Raw genomic sequence first — 20,263 nt, 5'->3', positions numbered from 1 at the left:
TTAAACTAGCACTAATTATTTTAATTTTTTATACGATTATTTTATTTACTAATCTAATTTCAAACAAAATAAGTCATTTATTCTTTTATTATGAATATTGCAGTTTTTCTCATTAAATAATAAGTATGATATTTCATATAATCAGAATATAAACATTTAATTATTTTATATTTTCATTATGACTAAACATATACGATTTAATGCTTTTGAAATGAATTGCATTGCACATCAGTCCCCAGGCTTATGGCGTCATCCGCTCGATCGCTCTACGGAATATAAAGATTTGGAATATTGGACTGATTTAGCAAAAATATTAGAAAAAGGTATTTTTGACGGTATTTTTCTTGCAGATGTTTTGGGTATTTATGATGTGTATCATCAATCGGCTCAACATGCTTTAAATGGTGCTGTTCAAGTTCCTGTGAATGATCCAATTCAAATTGTTCCAGCAATGGCAGCAGTCACCCAACATTTAGGCTTTGGCGTAACCACCTCTATTTCATTCGAACATCCTTATCCCTTCGCACGACGTATGAGCACGTTGGATCATCTCACCAAAGGTCGCGCGGGTTGGAATATTGTGACTTCATATCTAGAAAGCGGATCCAAAAACTTAGGTTTAAAAACCCAAGTAAGTCACGACAATCGTTATGATATTGCAGACGAGTATCTGGAAGTTTTATATAAACTTTGGGAGGGTTCTTGGGAAAATGATGCGGTACGACGCGACAAAGCCGCTGGTATTTTTGCGGATCATACCAAAGTTCATCCAATCCAACATGAAGGTAAATATTTTAGCGTGCCAGGTATTCATATCTGTGAACCTTCTCCGCAACGCACACCTGTTTTATACCAAGCAGGTGCATCAAAGCGTGGACAGAAATTTGCTAGTCAAAATGCAGAGTGCGTATTTATATCTGCACCAACTAAAGTTGCTGTAAAAAAGTTAGCACAAGGAATTCGTCAGAATCTTATTGAGGAAGGTAAAGATCCAAACGCAGTTTTAATTTATACGATGCTTGCGATTGTGGTCGATGAAACTGATGAGAAAGCGCAGGCTAAATTTGCAGAGTATCAATCTTACGGAAGTTATGATGGTGGATTAACACTCGCTTCAGGGTGGTCTGGTGTAGATTTTTCACAATTCAAAGCTACAGACCAGGTTGAATATATTCATACCAATGCCATTCAGTCTATGTTGCAATCTTACGTAGAAGCAGATCCAGATAAAGTTTGGACCATTGAAGAAATTGCAAAATGGACCAGTGTAGGTGGAAACGGCCCCGTGATTGTCGGCTCTCCAAGCACAGTAGCCGATCGTCTTCAAGAATGGGTGGATGAAACTGGCATCGATGGATTCAATTTGGCTTATATTTTGGCACATCAATCTTTTGAAGACGTGGTCGAATACGTCGTTCCTGAGTTACAACGTCGCGGTGTTTATCCTACAGAATACACCAAGGGGACGCTTAGAGAAAAGTTGTTTGGTCATGGACCATTACTTCCAGATGATCATCGTGGTGCTCAATACCGTAGGTCATCAACGAATGGGCTGCACACCACAACCCAAACCGCAACACTTGAATCTGTGTAGATCCATTTAAATTCTCTAAATCTAAAAAAAGCCCCTTTCGGGGGCTTTTTTTAATGCTGATGTTCTAGTTCATGGTGATATGCATCATCTTCTATCTGCAAGGTCATTTCAGTAATATGATGATCATGACTTAACATTTCAAAAGCTTGGTGATGTAAACGTTTAGGATCGACATTCGGTGCAACCAAATGAACTGTGAGCATGACTTTTTTGGATGTGATCGCCCAAACTTTTAATTGGTGAATGTCCTTAACTCCTTCAAGCGATAATAAATCTGTACGGAGCTTTTCAATATCAATCTCATCAGGCACACCTTCAAGTAGGATATTTACACTTTGCTTGGCGAGAATCCAAGCACGTGGTAAGACCCAAAATCCGATCAGGACTGCGATAATCGTGTCAATAAGTACCCAGCCTGTAAAATCAATAATCACAGCACCGATGATCACACCTACAGAACCAAGTGCATCACTTAATACTTCTAGATATGCACCTTTGACATTGAGGCTATCTTTACTACTCGAAAAAAGAATCTTCATCGAAATTAAATTAATGATTAAGCCAATGACGGCGACTATCATCATTCCAACACTCTGAATTTCAGGAGGATTACTTAATCGATGAATCGCTTCTATCAAAATATAAATTGCAACGATAAATAACATCACCGCATTAAATAGAGCTGCCAAAATTTCAAACCGTTGATATCCAAAAGTTCTCTTGTTATCTGCAGGTTTTTGACCAATCTTAATTGCAACCAACGCGATGGCTAAAGCGGCAGCATCAGTAAACATATGTGCAGCATCAGACAATAAAGCTAAACTTTGGGTAATGAATGCTGCAACGACCTCAACAATTAGAAAGGTCGTGGTTAAAGCGAGTGCAAAAGTCAGTTTCTTTGCGTTGCCTTTACTGACTTCCACATGACTGTGATCATGATTATGCGAACTACCCATTTTATACTCCTCATCAGAAACCTCACTTAAAATAAAGTGAGGATCTGATTCATATACATAATGCTATTGTTTAATTTTTTGTTCTGCTTTTGCTTGATTCATCCACCTATACAATACAGGTAAAAGTAGTAGCGTCAGTATTGTGGACGAAATTATTCCACCGATAACCACTGTCGCAAGCGGTCGCTGTACTTCAGCACCCGTACCCGTAGCGAGGGCCATTGGAACAAATCCTAAAGACGCCACAAAAGCAGTCATCAGCACAGGACGTAATCGCAACACTGCACCTTGCCAAATGGCATCTTTTAAACTGTATTCACTTCTTAGCTCCTTAATAAAGGTCAACATAACCAGTCCATTCAGAACAGCGACACCTGATAAAGCGATAAAACCAATACCGGCAGACATTGAGATAGGAATATCACGTAACCATAAAAATAAGACTCCACCCGTGAGAGCAAAGGGTACGCCCGTGAAGACCAATAAACTTTCTCTGATATTTTTGAATACAGCCATCAGCAGGATAAAAATCGTAATCAAAGCCAATGGAATCACGATAGTCATTCTAGCTTTGGCAGATGCCAAATTCTCAAACTGTCCACCATACTCAATCCAATAGCCACTCGGTAATGCATATGTCGTGAGGCTAGATTGCAACTCTTGGACAAATGAACCCAGATCTCGCCCTTCAACATTTGCCGTCACAATAATCCTACGCTTGCCATTTTCACGACTCACCTGATTCATACCATCAATATTTGAAACTGTAGCCACATCTGCCAGTCTTACTGTCCCACCATTGGGGAGTTGTATGGGTAATTGTGCAATCCCCATGACTGTTCGATCTTGATCAGTAAGTCGAATAACAAAATCAAAACGGCGGTCGCCTTGTAGAATTTCACCGACTTGTTGACCGCCGATACTTGAGGCAACTAAATTTTGTATTTCACGAACCGAAAGACCATATTGCGCTGCTAAAGAACGATTTACGTCTATATTTAATAAGGGTAAACCTGAAGTCTGTTCTACTTTGACTGCGGTACTGCCACTGATTTTTTGCACAATCTTGGCAATTTTGGCAGCTTCATCGTTTAACACCTGCATATCATCGCCAAAAATTTTTATACCTATGTCACTGCGCACCCCGGAAATGAGCTCATTAAAACGCAGTTCAATGGGTTGAGAAAATTCACTATTGTTGCCAGGCAAAGTCTCCAAAAAAGTTTCAATACGTGACCTTAAATCATCTAAGCTTTCTTTGGGATTCGGCCACTCTTGGCGAGGTTTCAACATGATGAATCCATCTGAAATATTGGGTGGCATCACATCTGTGGCCACTTCAGCAGTACCCGTTCGTGCGAAAACATTTTTAATTTCTGGAAAATTTTGAAGCAAAAGTTTCTCAGTCATTTCCTGCATTCTTAATGATTCTTCTAAGCTGGTACTGGGTGAACGCATTTGTTGAATAGCAAAATCACCTTCGCTTAATTGCGGTGCGAATTCACTTCCTAGACGTGTCGCCAACAACCCTGTTAAAAACAAAATACTAACTGCGAGCGTTAACATGACCGTTCGATATAAATAAGTCATATCTAATGCTTTTAGATATCTTTTCTTTAACCATAACATCCATCTACTTTCAGTTTCTTTTACTTCACCTGTTACAAATAAGGCTACCGCTGCAGGAACAAAAGTGATGGATAAAATGATCGCAGCAATAAGAGCTAATACTACGGTGAGTGCCATAGGGTGAAACATTTTTGCTTCAACACCACTTAAAGCAAATATGGGCAAGTACACCACTAAAATAATCGTTTGACCAAAAATTAAAGGACGGCGCGCTTGACGAGCTGCAAGGAATACTTCTTTAAATCTCTCTGAACGTGTTAAAGGTCGTCTTAACTGTTCTTGGGCATGAGCTAATCGGCGAATACAGTTTTCGACAATTACCACCGCCCCATCTACAATAATTCCAAAATCTAGCGCACCTAAACTCATAAGGTTGGCACTAATTTTCTGCTGTGCCATACCTGATAATGTAAATAACATCGAAAGTGGAATCACGCATGCTGTAATTAAAGCTGCTCTAATATTTCCCAAGAAAATGAATAAAATCACAATCACCAAAATCGCCCCTTCGACTAAGTTCTTTTGAACTGTCTTAATGGCTTTCTCGACTAAGGTGGTACGATCGTAAACAGTTTCAATTTTTACGCCTTCGGGCAGTGTGGTTTGAATTTCTTGAATTTTTTGATCAACCGCTTGTGCAACACTACGGCTGTTTTCACCCATCAGCATCATGGCGATGCCGAGTACGGTTTCTTCTCCGTTATAGGTCGCTCCGCCTGTTCTAAGATCATGTCCAATCGACACTGAAGCAATATCTGAAACACGGACAGGATTTCCATTCAAGGTAACCACCGTTGTATTTTCAATATCCTGTATCGTATTCAGTGTTCCAGGAACTCGTACTGTCAGTTGTTGACCTCCATCTTCAATAAATCCTGCTCCACGATTTTCATTGTTCTCAGTGAGGACCTGTTGAAGTTGCGTCAAACTGACTTGTAATTGCTGCATACGATTCAAGTCTGGCGAAACAACATAAGTTTTATTGAATCCTCCAATAGTATTCACCTCTGCAACGCCTTTTACGCGTTGCAATTGTGGACGCACAATCCAATCTTGAATTTCGCGTAAATCCATTGCTGTGTATGAAGCACCATCAGGCTTTTTAGCCTTTGGGTCTGCTTTTAACACCCATTGATAAATTTCACCCAGTCCCGTAGATACTGGAGACATGGTAGGTGCGATATCATCAGGTAATTCGGATTGAACCTCTTGCACACGCTGATTGATTTGTTGACGCGCCCAGTAAATATCTGTGCCATCTTTAAAAACAATGGTGACCTGAGATAAACCATACCTAGAGATCGAACGTGTTAATTCAAGATCTGGTATCCCCGCCATGGCATTTTCAATTGGATACGTAATGCGTTGCTCAACTTCGAGCGCAGTAAATCCATTGGCTTGGGTATTAATTTGAACCTGTGTATTGGTAATGTCTGGAACTGCATCAATTGGCAATTTTTGATAACTATAAACTCCAACAGCAATCCAAGCACAGGCAAACAGCATGATCCAAATCGCATGTTGAATTGAAAACTGAATAATTCGCTCAAATAGCCCTTCAGCCTTCGGCATGTCATGATTAGTGCCCATGGTCAGCTTCTCCTTTTTCTAACTCCGATTTCAGTAAGAAGCTGCCTTGATTGACATATTTTTGCCCCGTTTGAAGACCAGACTTAATTTCTGCCCATTGACCATCTGAAGACATTTCACCTACTTCAATGGGTTGCGCTTTAAAGTGGAGTTTTCCATTTTTTTGTTCTGTAACAATAAATACTGCTGATTTACCTTCGATTTTTTGCACTGCATTTTTTGCAACGCGTAATACATTCGATGCATCGGGACTTTGAAGTTCAACATTTACCATCAAATTTGGTCTTAACTCACTTGCCTTTCCTTGAACTTTAGCGCGAACAATCAAGCGGCCAGTCTGCGCATCTGCTTGCGGCGTTAACGATTGCACAAGAGCTGTATACGTCTGACCTGACTGTAAAGATTTGAATTGAATATTTTGTTGTGCACCAATTTGATTACTCGCATCTGCAGGTAGCACAAATTCGAGCCATAAATCTTTTAATTGTTCGATGATGAAAATCTGATCTGCAAGTTGCACATTTTCACCCACCACAATGTCTTTTTGGCTGATCACGCCCGAGATAGGCGAACGAATGGTAAAACGACCATTCGAACCTGCTGAAGCTCCCAAAGCTTGTAAACGTGCATTGGCACTTTGCACTGCGATTTGTGCTTGACGATATGCATTTTCAGCACGTTGCAAATCCTGTTTTGCGGAGATCCCCTGCGACCACATCCGTTGTTCACGTTGCAAATCTTGGCGTGCCAAATCTAAATTGGATTGCTCCATTCTCAAATTCGCTTGTTGGTCAATGAGCTCTGGGACACTTAATACTGCAAGTACTTGACCTTTAGTTACTTCTTGTCCCAGTGCTACATTCACTTGTTCAACATGACCAGCAAAATTAGGGGAAATATGCGCTTGTTGATCTGTATTTACCATCAATTTTGCAGGCAAGTTTGTGTATCGCGGAATTACACCTAATTGAGCTGATTCTATCTTGATACCATGTTCTACCAACTGTTTAGATGTGAGTTCAATCACATCTTCTTCTGCATGCTCAGCTTCTGCGCCATTCGACGTTTCAGCTTGCTCTTCACTCTCAACAATTGCTGTTTTCTTATTATCTTTAAAAAAAATCCAAATCCCGATAACTACCGTCACCCCAATAATCAAGGCGATGAGGAATGCTTGGTTTATTTTTCCTTGTTGTATAGATCTCATTTTATTCTGCCCCTATATTGATGAAATTTTCTGACTGTGACACAGCCTCTTTGAGTAATTGGGTATAGGCATCCGAACGACTAATTTGTTCATAACTGGTACCAATACTTAATGCCTCAGCAGCAAGTGCGGTTTGCCATGCCTCTCTTAAGAGCTGAATTTGACTGAGCCGAATATTTTGTAATTGTGTCGTTGCTTGTTGCACCTCAGTGATTGAAAGTTTTCCATTTTTAAAACCGAGCAAAGAGCGCGTCTGTACTTTTTCAGACAAGTCTTTTTGTCTCAGTACAGCGTCATACTGCTGTTTTAAGCCACGCACCTGATGAAATAAGTTTGCAATCTCTAAAATTTGTTGTTTGAGTTCTCTTTGTTGTTGACGCTCAAGTAGAGATTGCTGGCGTTGAGCAAGCGGAATTTCGTATTGCTGACGATTAAAAATATTGAACGGAATATCGACACCCACAGATAAACTAGTATCGTTTGTCTCATTGGGCGCTTTTGTTCGCGTCATCCCTACATTCAAGTTTGGATTTGGTTTTGCTTTTACTTTAAGCTGCTCAATTCGTTGATTAGCCTGCACAACATTGAGTGCATAAAGCTTTTCTAAATAACCTGCAGAAATATAATTTTGAACATTCTGTTCAACTTGGTCAGGCCAATAAATCCGATTTGAATCAACCTTCACCTCTGCTTCAGTTTCTCCCCAGAGATTAGAAAGATTACGTTTTGCAATTTCTTTATTTAAAATGGCTTGCTGATAATTGCGTTCATTTTCTGCCGCTTCAATCTGCGCTCGTTCATACTCAACCAAGGCTATGCTTCCTGCCTGATATCGTTTTTTAGCGCTGTCTAAAGTTTCACGACTGACTTGCAGTTGAGACTTTTGAATTTGTGCTTCAGATTGCGAAATTAAAAACTGTGACCAAGCATACTTCACGATTAATTGGCTTTGTGCTTCCCACAACTTTTCTTGCAATTCATTTTGTTGCCCAGCCAAACGCGCTATATTTTTTTGAATCCGTCTTTGACCAAAAATGTCGATCGGCTGACTAATACCAAGACTCAATTCTTGATCTTGACTCGAACCAAAACCATCTCGAGAGAGATTGATAGTCGGGTTTTGCCAAAGTCCACTTTGCTTGACTGCAAGTTCTGACATTTGTTGTCGTTGCTGCCAAATCTGTTCTGATTGTTGATATTGAGACACTTGAACGAGTGCTTGTTCAAGCGAATTGACTGTCATTGCTTGAGCATTTGCACCCAAACTAAGCGAACCTAAAACCAGCCATAATCGAATAGAATGTTTTAATTTAAAAGACATGTGAATTTCCCACTAATTTAAAAACAAGTGGTGGGAAATTTTTAGGCTACCCCACCAATAGCGGGGTTAATTCAGGAGGCGGAGGGATTTTACCTAAATGAGGCGATTGATAGGCATTAATCCAAAGAAAGTGATTTTGGTAAATCTTTTCGATGTGTTGTGATGAAGGCAAATTCTCGTTTACAGCAAGAATAAACTGAGACATTGACGGCAGATGATCTTGATGATCCAAAACATCGATTTGCGCTTTTTCTTCTAGCGTCACGCTTTGATCATCACCAAGCACGAAGCCTTTTTCAATTTGGGACTTCGGACTTTTATTTGAAAGATCGGCTTGGCAAAGTACAGGTTGATGATGACCAAAGTGAAAACTTTGTGTCGATGTTGAGTCGCTTTCATGAACACAAAAAGCCGCCGCCACATTCCAAAGGCTTTGGAACATGAACATACATGCTAAGAATGTCACAAATTTAGCCGATCTCATTTAAGCAGGCTCTCATCTTTTCTATCTGCATTTAAAACGTGATAGTGATCACCATCAAGTGAAGAGTTGTAATTCTCCATCATATTTTGATGATCGAAACCTTGATCTTGAAAGAATGTACATAAGAAAAATGAATGAAAACTTAAAAATTTAGCGCTTTTAAAGCACGCTTCGAAAATGGCATCGATTTTGCAACCTAATCATACGAATTTTATTTTTTGTATTACTGAGGTGGCAACGATGAGCTATGTTGCACGAGAATTGAGTCAAAAGCATAAATTTTTGCTTGGTTTTGGATCGTTTTTAATTCCAATTTTAATCTGGTGTGCAGTGAGTTATTTGCCTTTTATTTGGCATCCCCAAGTTCAAATCACAGATTCTGGTAGCACAACATTTTTACAACTCGATAGCCGTGTCAGTAGAGAAGTTTATTATGCTGAAGCGCAATTGGCAGTCGATCAAGGACTGCCACCACCTCGGGGAATTTTGGTCAATCCCATTTACCTACCCGCACCAGATGAAGTCGCTACAGCCTTAGTGACCGCATTTACAACGCCACCCGCTCAAGCAAATGCACCATGGTTTCATGAAAGTTTATGGCACAGCATTAAACTGGTGTTTACCGCATTTTTTATTTCTTCTTTGATCGGGATTCCTTTGGGTATTCTTTGCGGTTTTTCTCATAAAATTTCTCAGTTAACTGAACCTTTTGTAGAGTTCTTTCGCTATCTGCCTGCACCAGCCTTTGGCGCTCTTGCTGTTGCGATTTTGGGCATTAATGACGCACCTAAAATTGCCATTATTGTGATTGGTACCTTGTTCCAACAAATTCTGATTATTGCCAATACCACCCGTCTGGTCGACCGCAGTCTTATTGAAGCTGGATTCACCTTAGGAACTAATAAAATCAAAAGTTTATTTTATGTGGTCATCCCTGCTGCACTCCCAGAAATTTATCGAAACCTTCGTGTACTTTTAGGTTGGGCTTGGACCTATTTAATCGTTGCAGAACTCATAGGAAGTACATCCGGTATCACGTGGTTCATCACTCAACAAGCTCGCTATCAAAACTTTGACAATGTTTTTGCCGCAATTTTGATTATCGGTTTGATTGGTCTGATTTGCGACGTGATTTTAATGAAACTTGGACAGCAATTATTTAAATGGAAAACGGGAGTTCGCTAATGTCTTCAGCACTTCAACCCTCAGATTTTGATGCCCGCGCTTACTTTGACAAAATTTACGCTCGTCCCGTCATTTTAGAAGCAAAAAATCTCACCCAAAAGTTTAGCCACGGAAAAACTGAGCGCACCATTTTAAATACTTTAGATTTAAAAATTCATAAACGTGAATTTATCTGTGTTATTGGTCCTTCAGGATGCGGTAAATCTACCTTTAGCCGTATTGTGGCAGGTCTTGATCCATATACCAGTGGTGAATTACTGGTAGACGGTGAAATCATCACAGGACCGAGTCCAGAGCGTGGCATGGTTTTCCAAGGCTACACACTGTTTCCATGGAAAACGGTAAAAGAAAATGTCATGTTTGGTCCACTCATGCGAGGTGCCAGCAATGCTACAGCTGAGGCGCAAGCCCGTGAATGGATCAACATTATCGGACTTGAAAAATTTGAGCAGCAATACCCTCATGAACTTTCTGGAGGGATGAAACAACGCGTTGCCATCGCTCGCGCGCTCGTGAATCAGCCAAAAATTCTCTTAATGGATGAACCCTTTGGGGCTTTAGATCCTCATACGCGTCAAAAAATGCAAAAGCATCTGATCGATCTTTGGGCCAATATCGATATCACGATTATTTTTGTGACACACGATATGGACGAGGCAATTTTACTGGCCGATCGGATTGTGGCATTGAAGGCCAATCCTGGCGAAATTAAGGAAATCATTGAGGTTGATCTACCAAGACCACGTCAGCATGAATTGATGCTCACTGAAAAATTTAAATCTTTAAGACAACGTGTAGATGCTTTGGTACATTCTGAAGAAGATGAACTTGATCCAGCTCTCGCAGACTTACCTAAAATTCCTAGAATGACCAAGGTCAGTCATTCTAAATAAGGCGCTATATCCTGATCACACAAACGGTCAGGATAAAGCATGCAACATCAATCCTTTTGACCACACCATTTTAAATGCAGCCTTGGATTAATCACGACTTCATTTCATCACTCTCAATTCTCCCATCTACCAATTGAATGGTTCGATCACATGTAGCGGATAATCGTGGATCATGGGTCACTAACAATACCGCACAATTTTGTTGCTCATTTACTTCACGAAACAGCTCAAAGACTTCGCTCGCTGTTTGACTGTCCAAATTACCTGTAGGTTCATCAGCGAGGAGTAAAGCAGGCTGAGTGATTAAAGCTCTGGCGATTGCGACACGTTGTTGTTGCCCACCAGAAAGTTGACTGGCTTTTCGTTGTGCAAATTGACTCAATCCTACCGCTTTTAACAAATCATGTGCCCGATCTAAAGCTTGCTGATTGGGTTTGCCATGCGCCAACATTAGAGGCATCAAAACATTCTCAATAACGGTGAACGCTTGAATCAAATGATGAAACTGAAACACAAATCCAATGCTCTTTCCACGCAATTCCGTTCTTTGTTGATCTTCCATTTGACTGGTTGGTTGACCAAGTAAATAAATTTCACCACTGGTGGGTTGATCCAGTAAACCTAAAATATTTAATAACGTACTTTTACCTGAACCTGAAGGTCCAATTAACGCAGCAAAATCTTGACGATGTATCGCAAAATCAATCCCATGCAGCACTTCAATTTCATTGGGTTGTCCAATGTTATAAGACTTTTTCAAAGCCTCTAAACGTAGTACTTCATCATGATTAGACATGACGGATTGCCTCCACAGGATCTAAACGCGCTGCACGACGGGCAGGAATCGCCGCTGCAATTAAACCGCTCAATGTTGCAAGTAATAAAGCGGATCCAATCAAATAAGGTGAAATTGGAATGTAGAATAACCCTGGGCCAAATTCATTAAATGACCAAACCAATGCATAACTGGTCAGGATTCCAACAATAGAACCAAGTAAGCCGAAAATCGCACCTTGAATGAGAAAGATCATCAAAATTTGTTCTCGGCTCGCACCTGTCGCACGCAAGATTCCGATCTCACGTGTACGCTGTACCACTGTAATGGAGAGTACGCTGGCGATCGCAAATGCAACAGATATTCCAACAAATATAATAATCATATTGGTTGAAAGACTTTGCGCTGAAATCGCATTCATCAATTGCGCATTACTTTCAATCCAACTTTCAGCTTTTAATCCAGTGAGACGATGAATTTGCGTTGCGACCTGATCTGCGGAGAAAATATCAGAAATACGAAGATCAATAATGGTAACCCCACCCGGCAAACCCAATAAAGACTGTGCCCGCTTTAGATCGATATACATATATCGTGAGTCTAGTTCTTTGACTCCGAGTTCAAAAATACCCGTTACATTCATGACGGCGTTAATATCTTGACCGTTATCAACGCGAATTTTACTGCCTACGCGCACACCAAGGTCTTTGGCCAACTTACTTCCGATGAGTACATCATCTGCTTTTAAACGAAGCTGACCAGTTTTTAGATATTCTTGCAAAGGTACAATACGTTGATAACGTGGTAAATCAATCCCCATAATCGCAACTGACTGAATCGCTTCCCCCCGTTTTACCAGTGCAGGTCCTGAAACCATGGGAGAAACGGCATTGAGCGTCTTGATATTGTCTAGATTTTCAAGAACTTCTTGCCAGTTATTGATCGACTTGAGTCTTTGAGCCCTTTGATCTTCATGGATAATGTGTGCTACGCCCTCAGGCACTTTAACGACGCGATTGACCTCATCTGGTGCATGTAAACTAATATGTGCCTGAGTGCCCAACGTACGCTCAATCAAATTGGACTGAAGCCCCTGAATTAATGCACTAATAAAGACAATAACGGCAACACCAATAGCAACACCACCAATAATCATCAGTGTTTGACTGCGACCCTCGCGTAGAAACCCAACAGCGATGAGCCAATTGGTCCATAAACGCTTCATCTTCACAGTGCTTGTACCTGCTTAGTTCTGACACGCTGATCCGCTTTTACTTGATCAGGCTTTATAACGACCTGATCATTGTGATCCAACCCTGATAAAATTTCAGTCATGGTGGTTCCACGCAATCCTAATTTTACAGATTGACGTTGGACCTTACCTTGTCTTATCACCATAACTTCAGCCTGCGTGGTTGAAGGGTCAATAAGCGCATCATTGGCTATTACTTTGGTTTTATTTCGACGTGCTGTTTCGACATTCACTGAGACTGTCATATCTTGCTTCAAAAAATTGGGTACAGAATTCACCGCCAATTTGACTTCAACCGTACCACGTTGAGGATCAATATTAGGTGCAATAAAGTTAACTTCAGCTGGAAATGCTTGCTCTGGATAAGCATCTGCAATCACTTCCGCTTTTTGACCCAATTTCAGATAAGGTAAATTTTGCTCATCGACCGCCACTTTAATTTGCGTTGGACTATCAACTGCGACTGTAAAAAGCACTTTCCCAGGTTGAATCGCATCCCCTTTTTCGACTTCACGCGTCAAGATCGTACCCGATACTTGCGCCCGAATTTCACTTTTTGCCAATTGAGCGCGTAGCGCATTTAATCTTTCGCTTAAGGTTTTTTCTTCCACTTGACCTGGAGCAAGGCTTTGCGCCTTCAGTTTTGCCGCAGATAATTGATTTCTGGCTAAGCGTTCAGCTTCTAAAGCTTGTTCTTTTTCTTCAACAGAAAGCACTCCCGGTTCCGTTTGCTGACGACGTCTTGCTTCGCGACTGGCTTGTTGTAATTGGAATTCTGCCGTTTTCAATTCAACCTGCGCTTGTGGATAGCGAATTTTCCGCAATTCCTCTAGCGCAACTTCTGCTTCACGGACTTGTGCTTTTAAATCATCAGATTGAATAATTAACAGTACATCTCCTGCTGCTATTCGTTGACCTTCTTGCACGCGTCGCTCAATCACCACACCCGAAATTTCACTCCCAATTTCACTACGTGCTACATTTTCAGCACGACCTGAAGCAACCACTGTTTGAATCAGTGGTTTTTCTTCGATTAGGTAAGTTTCGACTACAGGACCTTGCCACCAACGGAAAATGAAATATATCCCACCAATCGAAATGAGCAGAATGAGAATCCACCATTTTCGTTGTTTTAAAATACGCAAAGCTTTATCTCCCAATAGGCCTACTTCAGTTTATATTGTCGAGTACAGTAAGCTCTTAAAATATCTGGTGAGCGCTTGTGAAGATGCTTGGTATTCCGCCCCGCAACACGTTTACGCCACATTTCAAAACTACTTTTTTTTAATTGTTGTCGCATCAATCGAATAACTGCACTTTCGTTTAATCCGTATTCCAGCAGAATGGCTTCAAAGGGTGTCCGATCTTCCCATGCCATTTCAATGATTCTAGAAATATCAGCTGTTGTATACAACGCACATGATCCTTTTTTATACGCATTAAACTTCGATGTTAATTGTTCATTCGTGAAAAATATGTGATTTTTGTTGATTTATAGACACTTCATACACGCTAATGCATTCATCGCATAAAACGATTGATTTTATAATTTTAATCCGTTTCCTAGTTTTTTCATTTTTATCTATTCTTAATCCATACAAGGTAGGCAACTCTGTTGCTCTACCGACCAATCATTCAGTCCAACTTTATGCCCAGTGCAAGCCCCTCTGCACTGGGCTTTTTTTTATTTAAATGATTCAACCAATTTTGGATAAATCAGCCCATCAATATCTAGTTTTACCGTATAAACTCCATTTTCAAGATTAAACTTATTAACATGATAAGTTGATCCATAAATAGAATCTAAAGTTGAGGAGCGTTTAAATACCTTTTGATTTGCCTCAAGATCCAACAAATGTGTGCCTTGAATAAATTGTTCATATTGCTCAGGTTCAACACCAACACGCTTAGACATAATCATCAAAGCATCGTTTCTGGTCTCAGGATCTTGAATATATTTGACGGTTCGATCCCATACTTGTAGCACTTTTTTCCATTCTGCTTGATGCCTAGATAAATGCGTCATATTTACCGTCAACGTATCATAGATCAATCCTGGTTTATCTTGAGAACTATAGATGATTTTGGACCCAGCTACGCTTTTTAAAGCTTGATTTGCTACAGGTTGCCATACAGCGATGGCATCCACATCTGGGCTGCTAAACACTTGGGGTAATTCGTTGGTTGCTGCATTAATCAGTTTGATTTCATTGGCTGATATATTTTGATCTGAAAGTGCGGTATTCAATAAATTATGATCGACCAGCCCTTTTTCGACTGCAATCGTTTTACCCTTAAGATCTGCCACACTATGAATGCCCTCTTTTGCAAGAATGACATCATTCCCTGATGAATAATCAGTTGCTAAAATCATAATGCCACGCGTTCCACCTGAGGCGATGACCAAATTATCCCCATGTGAAACAGAAACCGCATCCAATTGGTTTGCTGCAAAAGCATTCATAGAGGCTGAATAATCAAACCATTTAAACTCTACGTTTAATCCAGCTTCTTTAAACCACCCTTTCTCAATAGCAACTTGCCATGCCACCCATCCCGGCCAATCACTGTAACCAATCCGAATCGGTTGCATTGATTTTTCGGCTTGAGCATGTTGACTTGGTTCTGGAATTTTTGCGGTTTTATCACAACCCACGAATAACAATGCAGTTCCAATGACTCCCCATACCATCGTTTTCATTGCACCACCTCACCAATGCTCGTGCACTTAAATTTAGTATTGGTAAAATTTGAGGCTTGAATATAATCACGCCATCCACCAAAGTGACTGATATCAAGTGCATCTGCTAAAGCATGGTTTTCACATATAAAGCCTTTCACCCATGTTCCATCAATGAGTTGGACATTGCCAATACCAAGTGGTGCTGGGACTTCAGCAACAATGTCACCGAACAATGCTCTTGGTACATCCCACACTTCCACTTCAATAGAATGACCTGATGTATCTCGTTGTAGCCCCGGCTTAGGTGGCTGAGTATTTTTTAAAGCAAATAGTTTGTAATACGGCGCAGTACGCGTTTTTTTAACCAAGGTGGCTTGTCTGCTCGTTAACTGAAAATTCAGCGGCATGCCTGTAAGATGTGCTCCCACCACTGCCAATTTAACGGTGTGCTCAGATCCTATTGATTTATGAATTTGATAGCCTTGCTTTGACGTTGCTAAATTTAATCCTGAAGTCGCATGCCATTGCTGACCGAAGTGTGCCAAAGCTTGATCCATCCAAGCGCCAGCAACTAAAGTGATACCACTTGGCAAACCATCATCACGGATGACATTCGGAAGTGCCAATGCAGATAAATCAGCAAAATTAACAAAATTGGTATAAGCCCCCATATGCGAATTCTTTTGGATCGGATCTGCTTCAACATCTGCAATGCGATAAATCGTAGGAGCTGTTGGCACCATCAACGCATCATAATTTTCTAATTGAAGATTGATCTGCCTAGCCCATTCTGCACGCTGATACTCATCTTGCATCACGTCTACAGCATTGAATTGATCAGCTTGATCAATAATTTGCTTAATTACCGGATGACATTGCTCACGTCGAACTTTGTGTTCGACGGCATGCGTACGCTCCGCAACCCATGAGCGGTTATACAATTCAGCAGCCAATTGATTAAATACTGTGAAATCAATCTCTTCAACTTGAAATCCGAGCGATTTCATTCGAGCAATGGCTGTTTGAAATGCTTGCTCACTTTGAGTATCACCATAAAATTCTAAGTGATCTGGGATTGCAATCTTGCCCTTCGAAAATTGTGTCGGAACTGTTCTCGGATGCTGTCTTGAATAAGCATCGGTCGCATCATAACCTTGCATCAATTGCGCTACTGTCCAAGCATCCTCTACTTGAGTTGCAAAAATTGAGATCACATCAATACTTCGACATGCAGGGATTAAACCTGTGGCTGAAAACCAGCCTTTGGTTGGTTTGAGTCCGACAATATTATTTAAACCCGCGGGAACTCTGCCGGAACCAGCTGTATCAGTACCGAGGGCGAACGGTACATATCCATTTGCTACTGCAACCGCTGAGCCAGAGCTTGATCCACCGCTAATATAATCCGGATTGAAACTGTTTTTTACAGCCCCATAGGGTGAACGCACGCCAACCAATCCCGTGGCAAATTGATCTAGATTGGTCTTGCCCACCACGATTGCACCAGCAGATTTAAGCTTAGCGACGACGGTTGCATCTTGCGTTGCTAAATAAGCCGCATCTGGGCACGCCGCAGTGGTATAGAATCCAGCAACATCAATATTGTCTTTGACAGCAAATGGCACGCCATATAACGGAAGATCAGCAATATCCTGATGGGCCAATGCATCAATCTGCGCCTGTATTTGCTCGGCACTGGCTATTGAAATCCAAGCGTGATCATCATTGGAGAATTCAGCAACATAACGCTTCAAATCATTCAGTTGAATAGTTTGATTTGCATAAGCCTGTTGCCAATCTTGTATAGTCCATAATGTCTGCACGGCGGTGCTCCTTATACGTGTTCCGAATTTTGAGGAATAGGTGGCATGACTGCATCCATCAGCTCTAAATGCCCCTTAATTACCCCTTTTAATGCTTTAAATTGCTCACTGATGGCTTTTAGGTCACTGCTGACCCCTTGCATCAACATCACCTGCATGACTTTGTCATCATCTAATTGGATATGTAGTGAACTAATCACCTGAGTCAAAAACTGTTGCTGTAAATCAATAAGTTGTGTTCTTAATGGCTTTAAACTGACGTCATACAATAAGGTTAAAGTACCGACCATGACTTCATTTCGGCTAACAAGGTCATTGATCAAATGGTGGTTAATCATGTCAACAATGGCTTGAGATCGGCTTTCATAATGTTGATCTACAATTTTTTGATCCATAGCCTGCAATGTATGTTCAGGTAAAGTGATGCTGATCCGCGCCAGCTTCTGTTTAGGCACGTTTGAGCTCCTTAGGTTTTTGAGATTGTTGTAGGTGTAAACCCGCACGGACACTCATCAGTTCAATGAAGAATTGAAGGATGGGATGCTTCGATTGTTTGGATTGATTTGTCGTCATCTGCAGCACCTCTAGGTATTACAAAAAAAAGAATTGGTAATACTTGGTAAATGCAGAAAGCGTGCCAAAACTTTTCTTGAGATATATAAAAGAGAGCTAGAAAAAAAAGTCGTCGGAAAGATTCAAAAATGTGCATGAATCAAAATTGTGCACTTGATTTGTTCAATGTTCAGAAATGCAAAAAGACCGCCTTTCTGGAGATAGACGGTCAACTCGAATGGTTATTATTTTGTCTTCTTGTTCTAATGAAATACTTTACTGGATATCAGTGACGAACTCCTCACGCGGAATACGGAATTTCTTCAATCCAATTAACCAATCTTTTTCTGGATTACGGCGACCTAGTGCCAATAGCACCACAGACTTTAAGCCTTTTTCTTTTAAACCTAATAATTCATCCAGACCGTCTTTATCAAAACCTTCCATTGGCGTTGCATCTACACCTAACTCAGCTGCTGCCGCAATTGCCATACCAAAACCAATATGAGCCTGTTTTGCAGTATGGTGGTATTGCTGCTCTTCAGTAAACGTCGAGAACAGGTTCTTTAAGTTTTGCACCACATCCATGGTCGTATCTAAAGGTAAATGACGCTCACGATTCATTGCGTTATAGCGTTCATCGATACGCTCGTCTGGAATCGTATCCCAAGCCGTAAATACCAAAAGATGCGAGGACTGGGTAATTTGCGGTTGATTCAATGCAACTGGTGAAATTTTCTCTTTAAGTTCTTGGTTGCTGATCGAGATAATATGGAACGGTTGTAAGCCCGCTGAGGTCGGTGCTAAGCGCGCAGCTTCAAGAATTTGATCGACTAATTCTTGCGGTAGTTTTTCACCAGTCATTTGTTTGGTTGCATAACGCCACTGTAAAGCTTCTAATAATTTCATGTATTTACCTATAATATTTAAATGTGAATATTTTTAATTCTTTAAGCGTATAAACTCGCCAACATTGATTTGAGTGATTGGCTTGGACGACCTAAAAGTTTTTCTAAATCTTGGCTTTGAACTTCATACTGTCGATGTTTAATATCTACAACTGTGCCATGTGTGAGATAGATCAGAAATTCGGGCAAACCGATTCTTTTTAACAGCTGTTGATAGGCTTCTTCAGTGAGATCGTGATATTCCATTGGTATTGTTTTAAGTTGACTTAGCTCATCAGCAATATCTTGATAGCTATAAGTTTGGCTGCCGACTAACTCATAGACCTTATTCTCATGATCATTTTGAATTAAGGCATTTGCTATTGCTTCTCCTAACTCTGCTCTTAGCACATAAGGCACTTTTCCCGCTCCTCCAGAGAGCTGGATGCCTGTATCGATGACCCTTTCACCGATAATTTGTGGAATCGCTTCTGCATACATGGTGTTGCGTAGGAGTGTATATTTCAGTCCGCTTGCTTTGAGGTAATCTTCAGTTTGAAAATGACTGATCATCAAATCTTTCACCGCTGAATTTTCAATATTTTGAATGGACAAACCTGTGTAATACACATGTTGAACACCTGCTTCACGCGCAGCATCGATGACATTCTTATGTTGTTCAAAGCGATTCATTTCCATCGTTGAAATGAGAAGTAACTTGTCGATACCATGAAAGGCTTTGATCAAACTTTCAGGTTGATTGAAATCTCCTTCACGGACTTCAATATGTTCATTGACATAAGGTTTGGCTTTTTCTAAGTTTCTCGCCAATACAGCAAATTCGTTGTTTTGTAACTGTTGCTTTAATTGTTGCACTACACTTCGCCCTAAATGGCCAGTAGCACCAGTAACTAAAATCATTCAATAACCTTGGATTATTTTTGCAATGATGTAATTTATAGGCGAGTTAAAAAACGAGATCACTATACTGTTGTATAGTGAATTTAGGATTTCATTTGATTAAATTTTATGACGAGATGGGAGGATAGATGGCTGATTTTATGAAAGAGAATGCTGAAACATTAAGCGAAGATGACCAATGTAATTTGATGTTTATTGTGGCGCTTAAAAATGCCATGAACGTCATTAATGGCAAATGGAAATTAGCGATTGTTGCAACCATGATTAAACAGCCACGCCGTTTTAATGAGATTGAACGTCTGCTGCAAGGCATTACACCCAGAATGATTTCTAAAGAGCTCAAAGAACTTGAATTGAACAATGTTGTTGAAAAAATTGAGTCTGTTGATGAAACTACGGGTAAAACAACCTCAATGTATGATCTGACGCCATCAGGTCGTGGCCTAGAAAAGTTGATGGTTCAAATGGCGGTTTGGGGACAAGAGCATAAAGAGAGTTTGAAATAATTATA

Annotated in this window: 19 protein-coding genes; 4 read left to right on the top strand and 15 right to left on the bottom strand. The window is 40.5% G+C overall.

The features are described 5' to 3' along the window. Positions 1 to 178: 178 nt before the first annotated feature. Positions 179 to 1,594, top strand: coding sequence for an LLM class flavin-dependent oxidoreductase (locus AC1M9I_RS00510; protein ID WP_180027750.1), 1,416 nt, complete (start codon positions 179 to 181; stop codon positions 1,592 to 1,594). A gap of 50 nt (positions 1,595 to 1,644) precedes the next feature. Here AC1M9I_RS00510 and AC1M9I_RS00505 read toward each other — a convergent pair whose 3' ends face one another. The 5 genes from AC1M9I_RS00505 to AC1M9I_RS00485 form a co-directional block, all read right to left on the bottom strand. Continuing rightward, positions 1,645 to 2,550, bottom strand: a complete 906-nt coding sequence (locus AC1M9I_RS00505) for a cation diffusion facilitator family transporter (RefSeq protein ID WP_481610523.1) — start codon at positions 2,548 to 2,550, stop codon at positions 1,645 to 1,647. Positions 2,551 to 2,613: 63 nt separating this feature from the next. Beyond that, entirely contained in the window at positions 2,614 to 5,769 is a 3,156-nt protein-coding gene (locus AC1M9I_RS00500) for an efflux RND transporter permease subunit (protein WP_481610522.1), read from the bottom strand. Beyond that, the gene (locus AC1M9I_RS00495; RefSeq protein ID WP_481610521.1) at positions 5,759 to 6,976 is read right to left on the bottom strand and encodes an efflux RND transporter periplasmic adaptor subunit; all 1,218 of its coding nucleotides are present in this window, start codon (positions 6,974 to 6,976) and stop codon (positions 5,759 to 5,761) included. The genes AC1M9I_RS00500 and AC1M9I_RS00495 overlap by 11 nt, the downstream gene beginning before the upstream one ends. Before the next feature lies 1 nt (position 6,977). Next, positions 6,978 to 8,297, bottom strand: coding sequence for a TolC family protein (locus tag AC1M9I_RS00490; protein ID WP_481594570.1), 1,320 nt, complete (start codon positions 8,295 to 8,297; stop codon positions 6,978 to 6,980). Positions 8,298 to 8,343: 46 nt separating this feature from the next. Continuing rightward, on the bottom strand, positions 8,344 to 8,781 hold the full coding sequence (locus AC1M9I_RS00485; RefSeq protein ID WP_481587099.1) for a cation efflux protein, CzcI-like: 438 nt from the start codon (positions 8,779 to 8,781) through the stop codon (positions 8,344 to 8,346). A gap of 240 nt (positions 8,782 to 9,021) precedes the next feature. Here AC1M9I_RS00485 and AC1M9I_RS00480 point away from each other — a divergent pair, with 240 nt between their 5' ends. Both AC1M9I_RS00480 and AC1M9I_RS00475 read left to right on the top strand, forming a co-directional pair. Further along, a complete protein-coding gene (locus tag AC1M9I_RS00480) occupies positions 9,022 to 9,966 on the top strand; it encodes an ABC transporter permease (protein ID WP_481594569.1) in 945 nt (314 codons plus the stop codon). Continuing rightward, complete coding sequence (locus tag AC1M9I_RS00475; protein ID WP_481594568.1) at positions 9,966 to 10,859, top strand: ABC transporter ATP-binding protein; 894 nt, start codon at positions 9,966 to 9,968, stop codon at positions 10,857 to 10,859. Before AC1M9I_RS00480 ends, AC1M9I_RS00475 begins: the two co-directional genes overlap by 1 nt. Before the next feature lie 91 nt (positions 10,860 to 10,950). Here AC1M9I_RS00475 and AC1M9I_RS00470 read toward each other — a convergent pair whose 3' ends face one another. The 10 genes from AC1M9I_RS00470 to AC1M9I_RS00425 all read right to left on the bottom strand — a co-directional run bounded on the left by AC1M9I_RS00470 (position 10,951) and on the right by AC1M9I_RS00425 (position 19,752). Beyond that, positions 10,951 to 11,655 (bottom strand): ABC transporter ATP-binding protein, encoded by a 705-nt coding sequence (locus AC1M9I_RS00470; protein ID WP_481594567.1) that lies wholly within the window; start codon positions 11,653 to 11,655, stop codon positions 10,951 to 10,953. Further along, positions 11,648 to 12,859 (bottom strand): ABC transporter permease, encoded by a 1,212-nt coding sequence (locus AC1M9I_RS00465; RefSeq protein WP_481594566.1) that lies wholly within the window; start codon positions 12,857 to 12,859, stop codon positions 11,648 to 11,650. The genes AC1M9I_RS00470 and AC1M9I_RS00465 overlap by 8 nt, the downstream gene beginning before the upstream one ends. A 2-nt stretch (positions 12,860 to 12,861) precedes the next feature. Beyond that, positions 12,862 to 14,031 (bottom strand): efflux RND transporter periplasmic adaptor subunit, encoded by a 1,170-nt coding sequence (locus AC1M9I_RS00460; protein ID WP_481594565.1) that lies wholly within the window; start codon positions 14,029 to 14,031, stop codon positions 12,862 to 12,864. 20 nt (positions 14,032 to 14,051) lie between these two features. Beyond that, a complete protein-coding gene (locus tag AC1M9I_RS00455) occupies positions 14,052 to 14,300 on the bottom strand; it encodes a TIGR03643 family protein (RefSeq protein ID WP_481587095.1) in 249 nt (82 codons plus the stop codon). A gap of 270 nt (positions 14,301 to 14,570) precedes the next feature. Beyond that, positions 14,571 to 15,587 carry an ABC transporter substrate-binding protein gene (locus AC1M9I_RS00450; RefSeq protein ID WP_179998167.1) on the bottom strand — a complete coding sequence of 339 codons (1,017 nt, stop codon included), beginning with the start codon at positions 15,585 to 15,587 and terminating at the stop codon, positions 14,571 to 14,573. Continuing rightward, positions 15,584 to 17,392, bottom strand: a complete 1,809-nt coding sequence (gene atzF / locus AC1M9I_RS00445) for an allophanate hydrolase (protein ID WP_481594564.1) — start codon at positions 17,390 to 17,392, stop codon at positions 15,584 to 15,586. The genes AC1M9I_RS00450 and atzF overlap by 4 nt, the downstream gene beginning before the upstream one ends. Before the next feature lie 11 nt (positions 17,393 to 17,403). Then, positions 17,404 to 17,847 carry a CopG family ribbon-helix-helix protein gene (locus AC1M9I_RS00440; RefSeq protein ID WP_481594563.1) on the bottom strand — a complete coding sequence of 148 codons (444 nt, stop codon included), beginning with the start codon at positions 17,845 to 17,847 and terminating at the stop codon, positions 17,404 to 17,406. Then, positions 17,840 to 17,965, bottom strand: coding sequence for a hypothetical protein (locus AC1M9I_RS00435; RefSeq protein ID WP_257219874.1), 126 nt, complete (start codon positions 17,963 to 17,965; stop codon positions 17,840 to 17,842). Before AC1M9I_RS00435 ends, AC1M9I_RS00440 begins: the two co-directional genes overlap by 8 nt. Positions 17,966 to 18,220: 255 nt before the next feature. Then, the gene (locus AC1M9I_RS00430) at positions 18,221 to 18,853 is read right to left on the bottom strand and encodes an NAD(P)H-dependent oxidoreductase (protein ID WP_035263843.1); all 633 of its coding nucleotides are present in this window, start codon (positions 18,851 to 18,853) and stop codon (positions 18,221 to 18,223) included. Positions 18,854 to 18,894: 41 nt separating this feature from the next. Continuing rightward, on the bottom strand, positions 18,895 to 19,752 hold the full coding sequence (locus AC1M9I_RS00425) for an SDR family oxidoreductase (RefSeq protein ID WP_481594562.1): 858 nt from the start codon (positions 19,750 to 19,752) through the stop codon (positions 18,895 to 18,897). Positions 19,753 to 19,880: 128 nt separating this feature from the next. Between AC1M9I_RS00425 and AC1M9I_RS00420 the strand changes: the two genes are divergently transcribed. Continuing rightward, positions 19,881 to 20,258 (top strand): winged helix-turn-helix transcriptional regulator, encoded by a 378-nt coding sequence (locus AC1M9I_RS00420; RefSeq protein ID WP_481594561.1) that lies wholly within the window; start codon positions 19,881 to 19,883, stop codon positions 20,256 to 20,258. Positions 20,259 to 20,263: the final 5 nt, after the last annotated feature.

This window comes from Acinetobacter sp. ANC_7553 (assembly GCF_056779895.1).
The sequence above is the reverse complement of the archived record's forward strand: the minus strand, read 5'-3'. Positions and strand labels throughout refer to the sequence as shown.

Coding starts and splice junctions, on each gene's coding strand:
- AC1M9I_RS00510 (WP_180027750.1), top strand. CDS start 179: ATGACTAAACATATACGATTTAATGCTTTTGAAATGAATTGCATTGCA.
- AC1M9I_RS00505 (WP_481610523.1), bottom strand. CDS start 2,550: ATGGGTAGTTCGCATAATCATGATCACAGTCATGTGGAAGTCAGTAAA.
- AC1M9I_RS00500 (WP_481610522.1), bottom strand. CDS start 5,769: ATGGGCACTAATCATGACATGCCGAAGGCTGAAGGGCTATTTGAGCGA.
- AC1M9I_RS00495 (WP_481610521.1), bottom strand. CDS start 6,976: ATGAGATCTATACAACAAGGAAAAATAAACCAAGCATTCCTCATCGCC.
- AC1M9I_RS00490 (WP_481594570.1), bottom strand. CDS start 8,297: ATGTCTTTTAAATTAAAACATTCTATTCGATTATGGCTGGTTTTAGGT.
- AC1M9I_RS00485 (WP_481587099.1), bottom strand. CDS start 8,781: ATGAGATCGGCTAAATTTGTGACATTCTTAGCATGTATGTTCATGTTC.
- AC1M9I_RS00480 (WP_481594569.1), top strand. CDS start 9,022: ATGAGCTATGTTGCACGAGAATTGAGTCAAAAGCATAAATTTTTGCTT.
- AC1M9I_RS00475 (WP_481594568.1), top strand. CDS start 9,966: ATGTCTTCAGCACTTCAACCCTCAGATTTTGATGCCCGCGCTTACTTT.
- AC1M9I_RS00470 (WP_481594567.1), bottom strand. CDS start 11,655: ATGTCTAATCATGATGAAGTACTACGTTTAGAGGCTTTGAAAAAGTCT.
- AC1M9I_RS00465 (WP_481594566.1), bottom strand. CDS start 12,859: ATGAAGCGTTTATGGACCAATTGGCTCATCGCTGTTGGGTTTCTACGC.
- AC1M9I_RS00450 (WP_179998167.1), bottom strand. CDS start 15,587: ATGAAAACGATGGTATGGGGAGTCATTGGAACTGCATTGTTATTCGTG.
- AC1M9I_RS00435 (WP_257219874.1), bottom strand. CDS start 17,965: ATGACGACAAATCAATCCAAACAATCGAAGCATCCCATCCTTCAATTC.
- AC1M9I_RS00430 (WP_035263843.1), bottom strand. CDS start 18,853: ATGAAATTATTAGAAGCTTTACAGTGGCGTTATGCAACCAAACAAATG.
- AC1M9I_RS00425 (WP_481594562.1), bottom strand. CDS start 19,752: ATGATTTTAGTTACTGGTGCTACTGGCCATTTAGGGCGAAGTGTAGTG.
- AC1M9I_RS00420 (WP_481594561.1), top strand. CDS start 19,881: ATGGCTGATTTTATGAAAGAGAATGCTGAAACATTAAGCGAAGATGAC.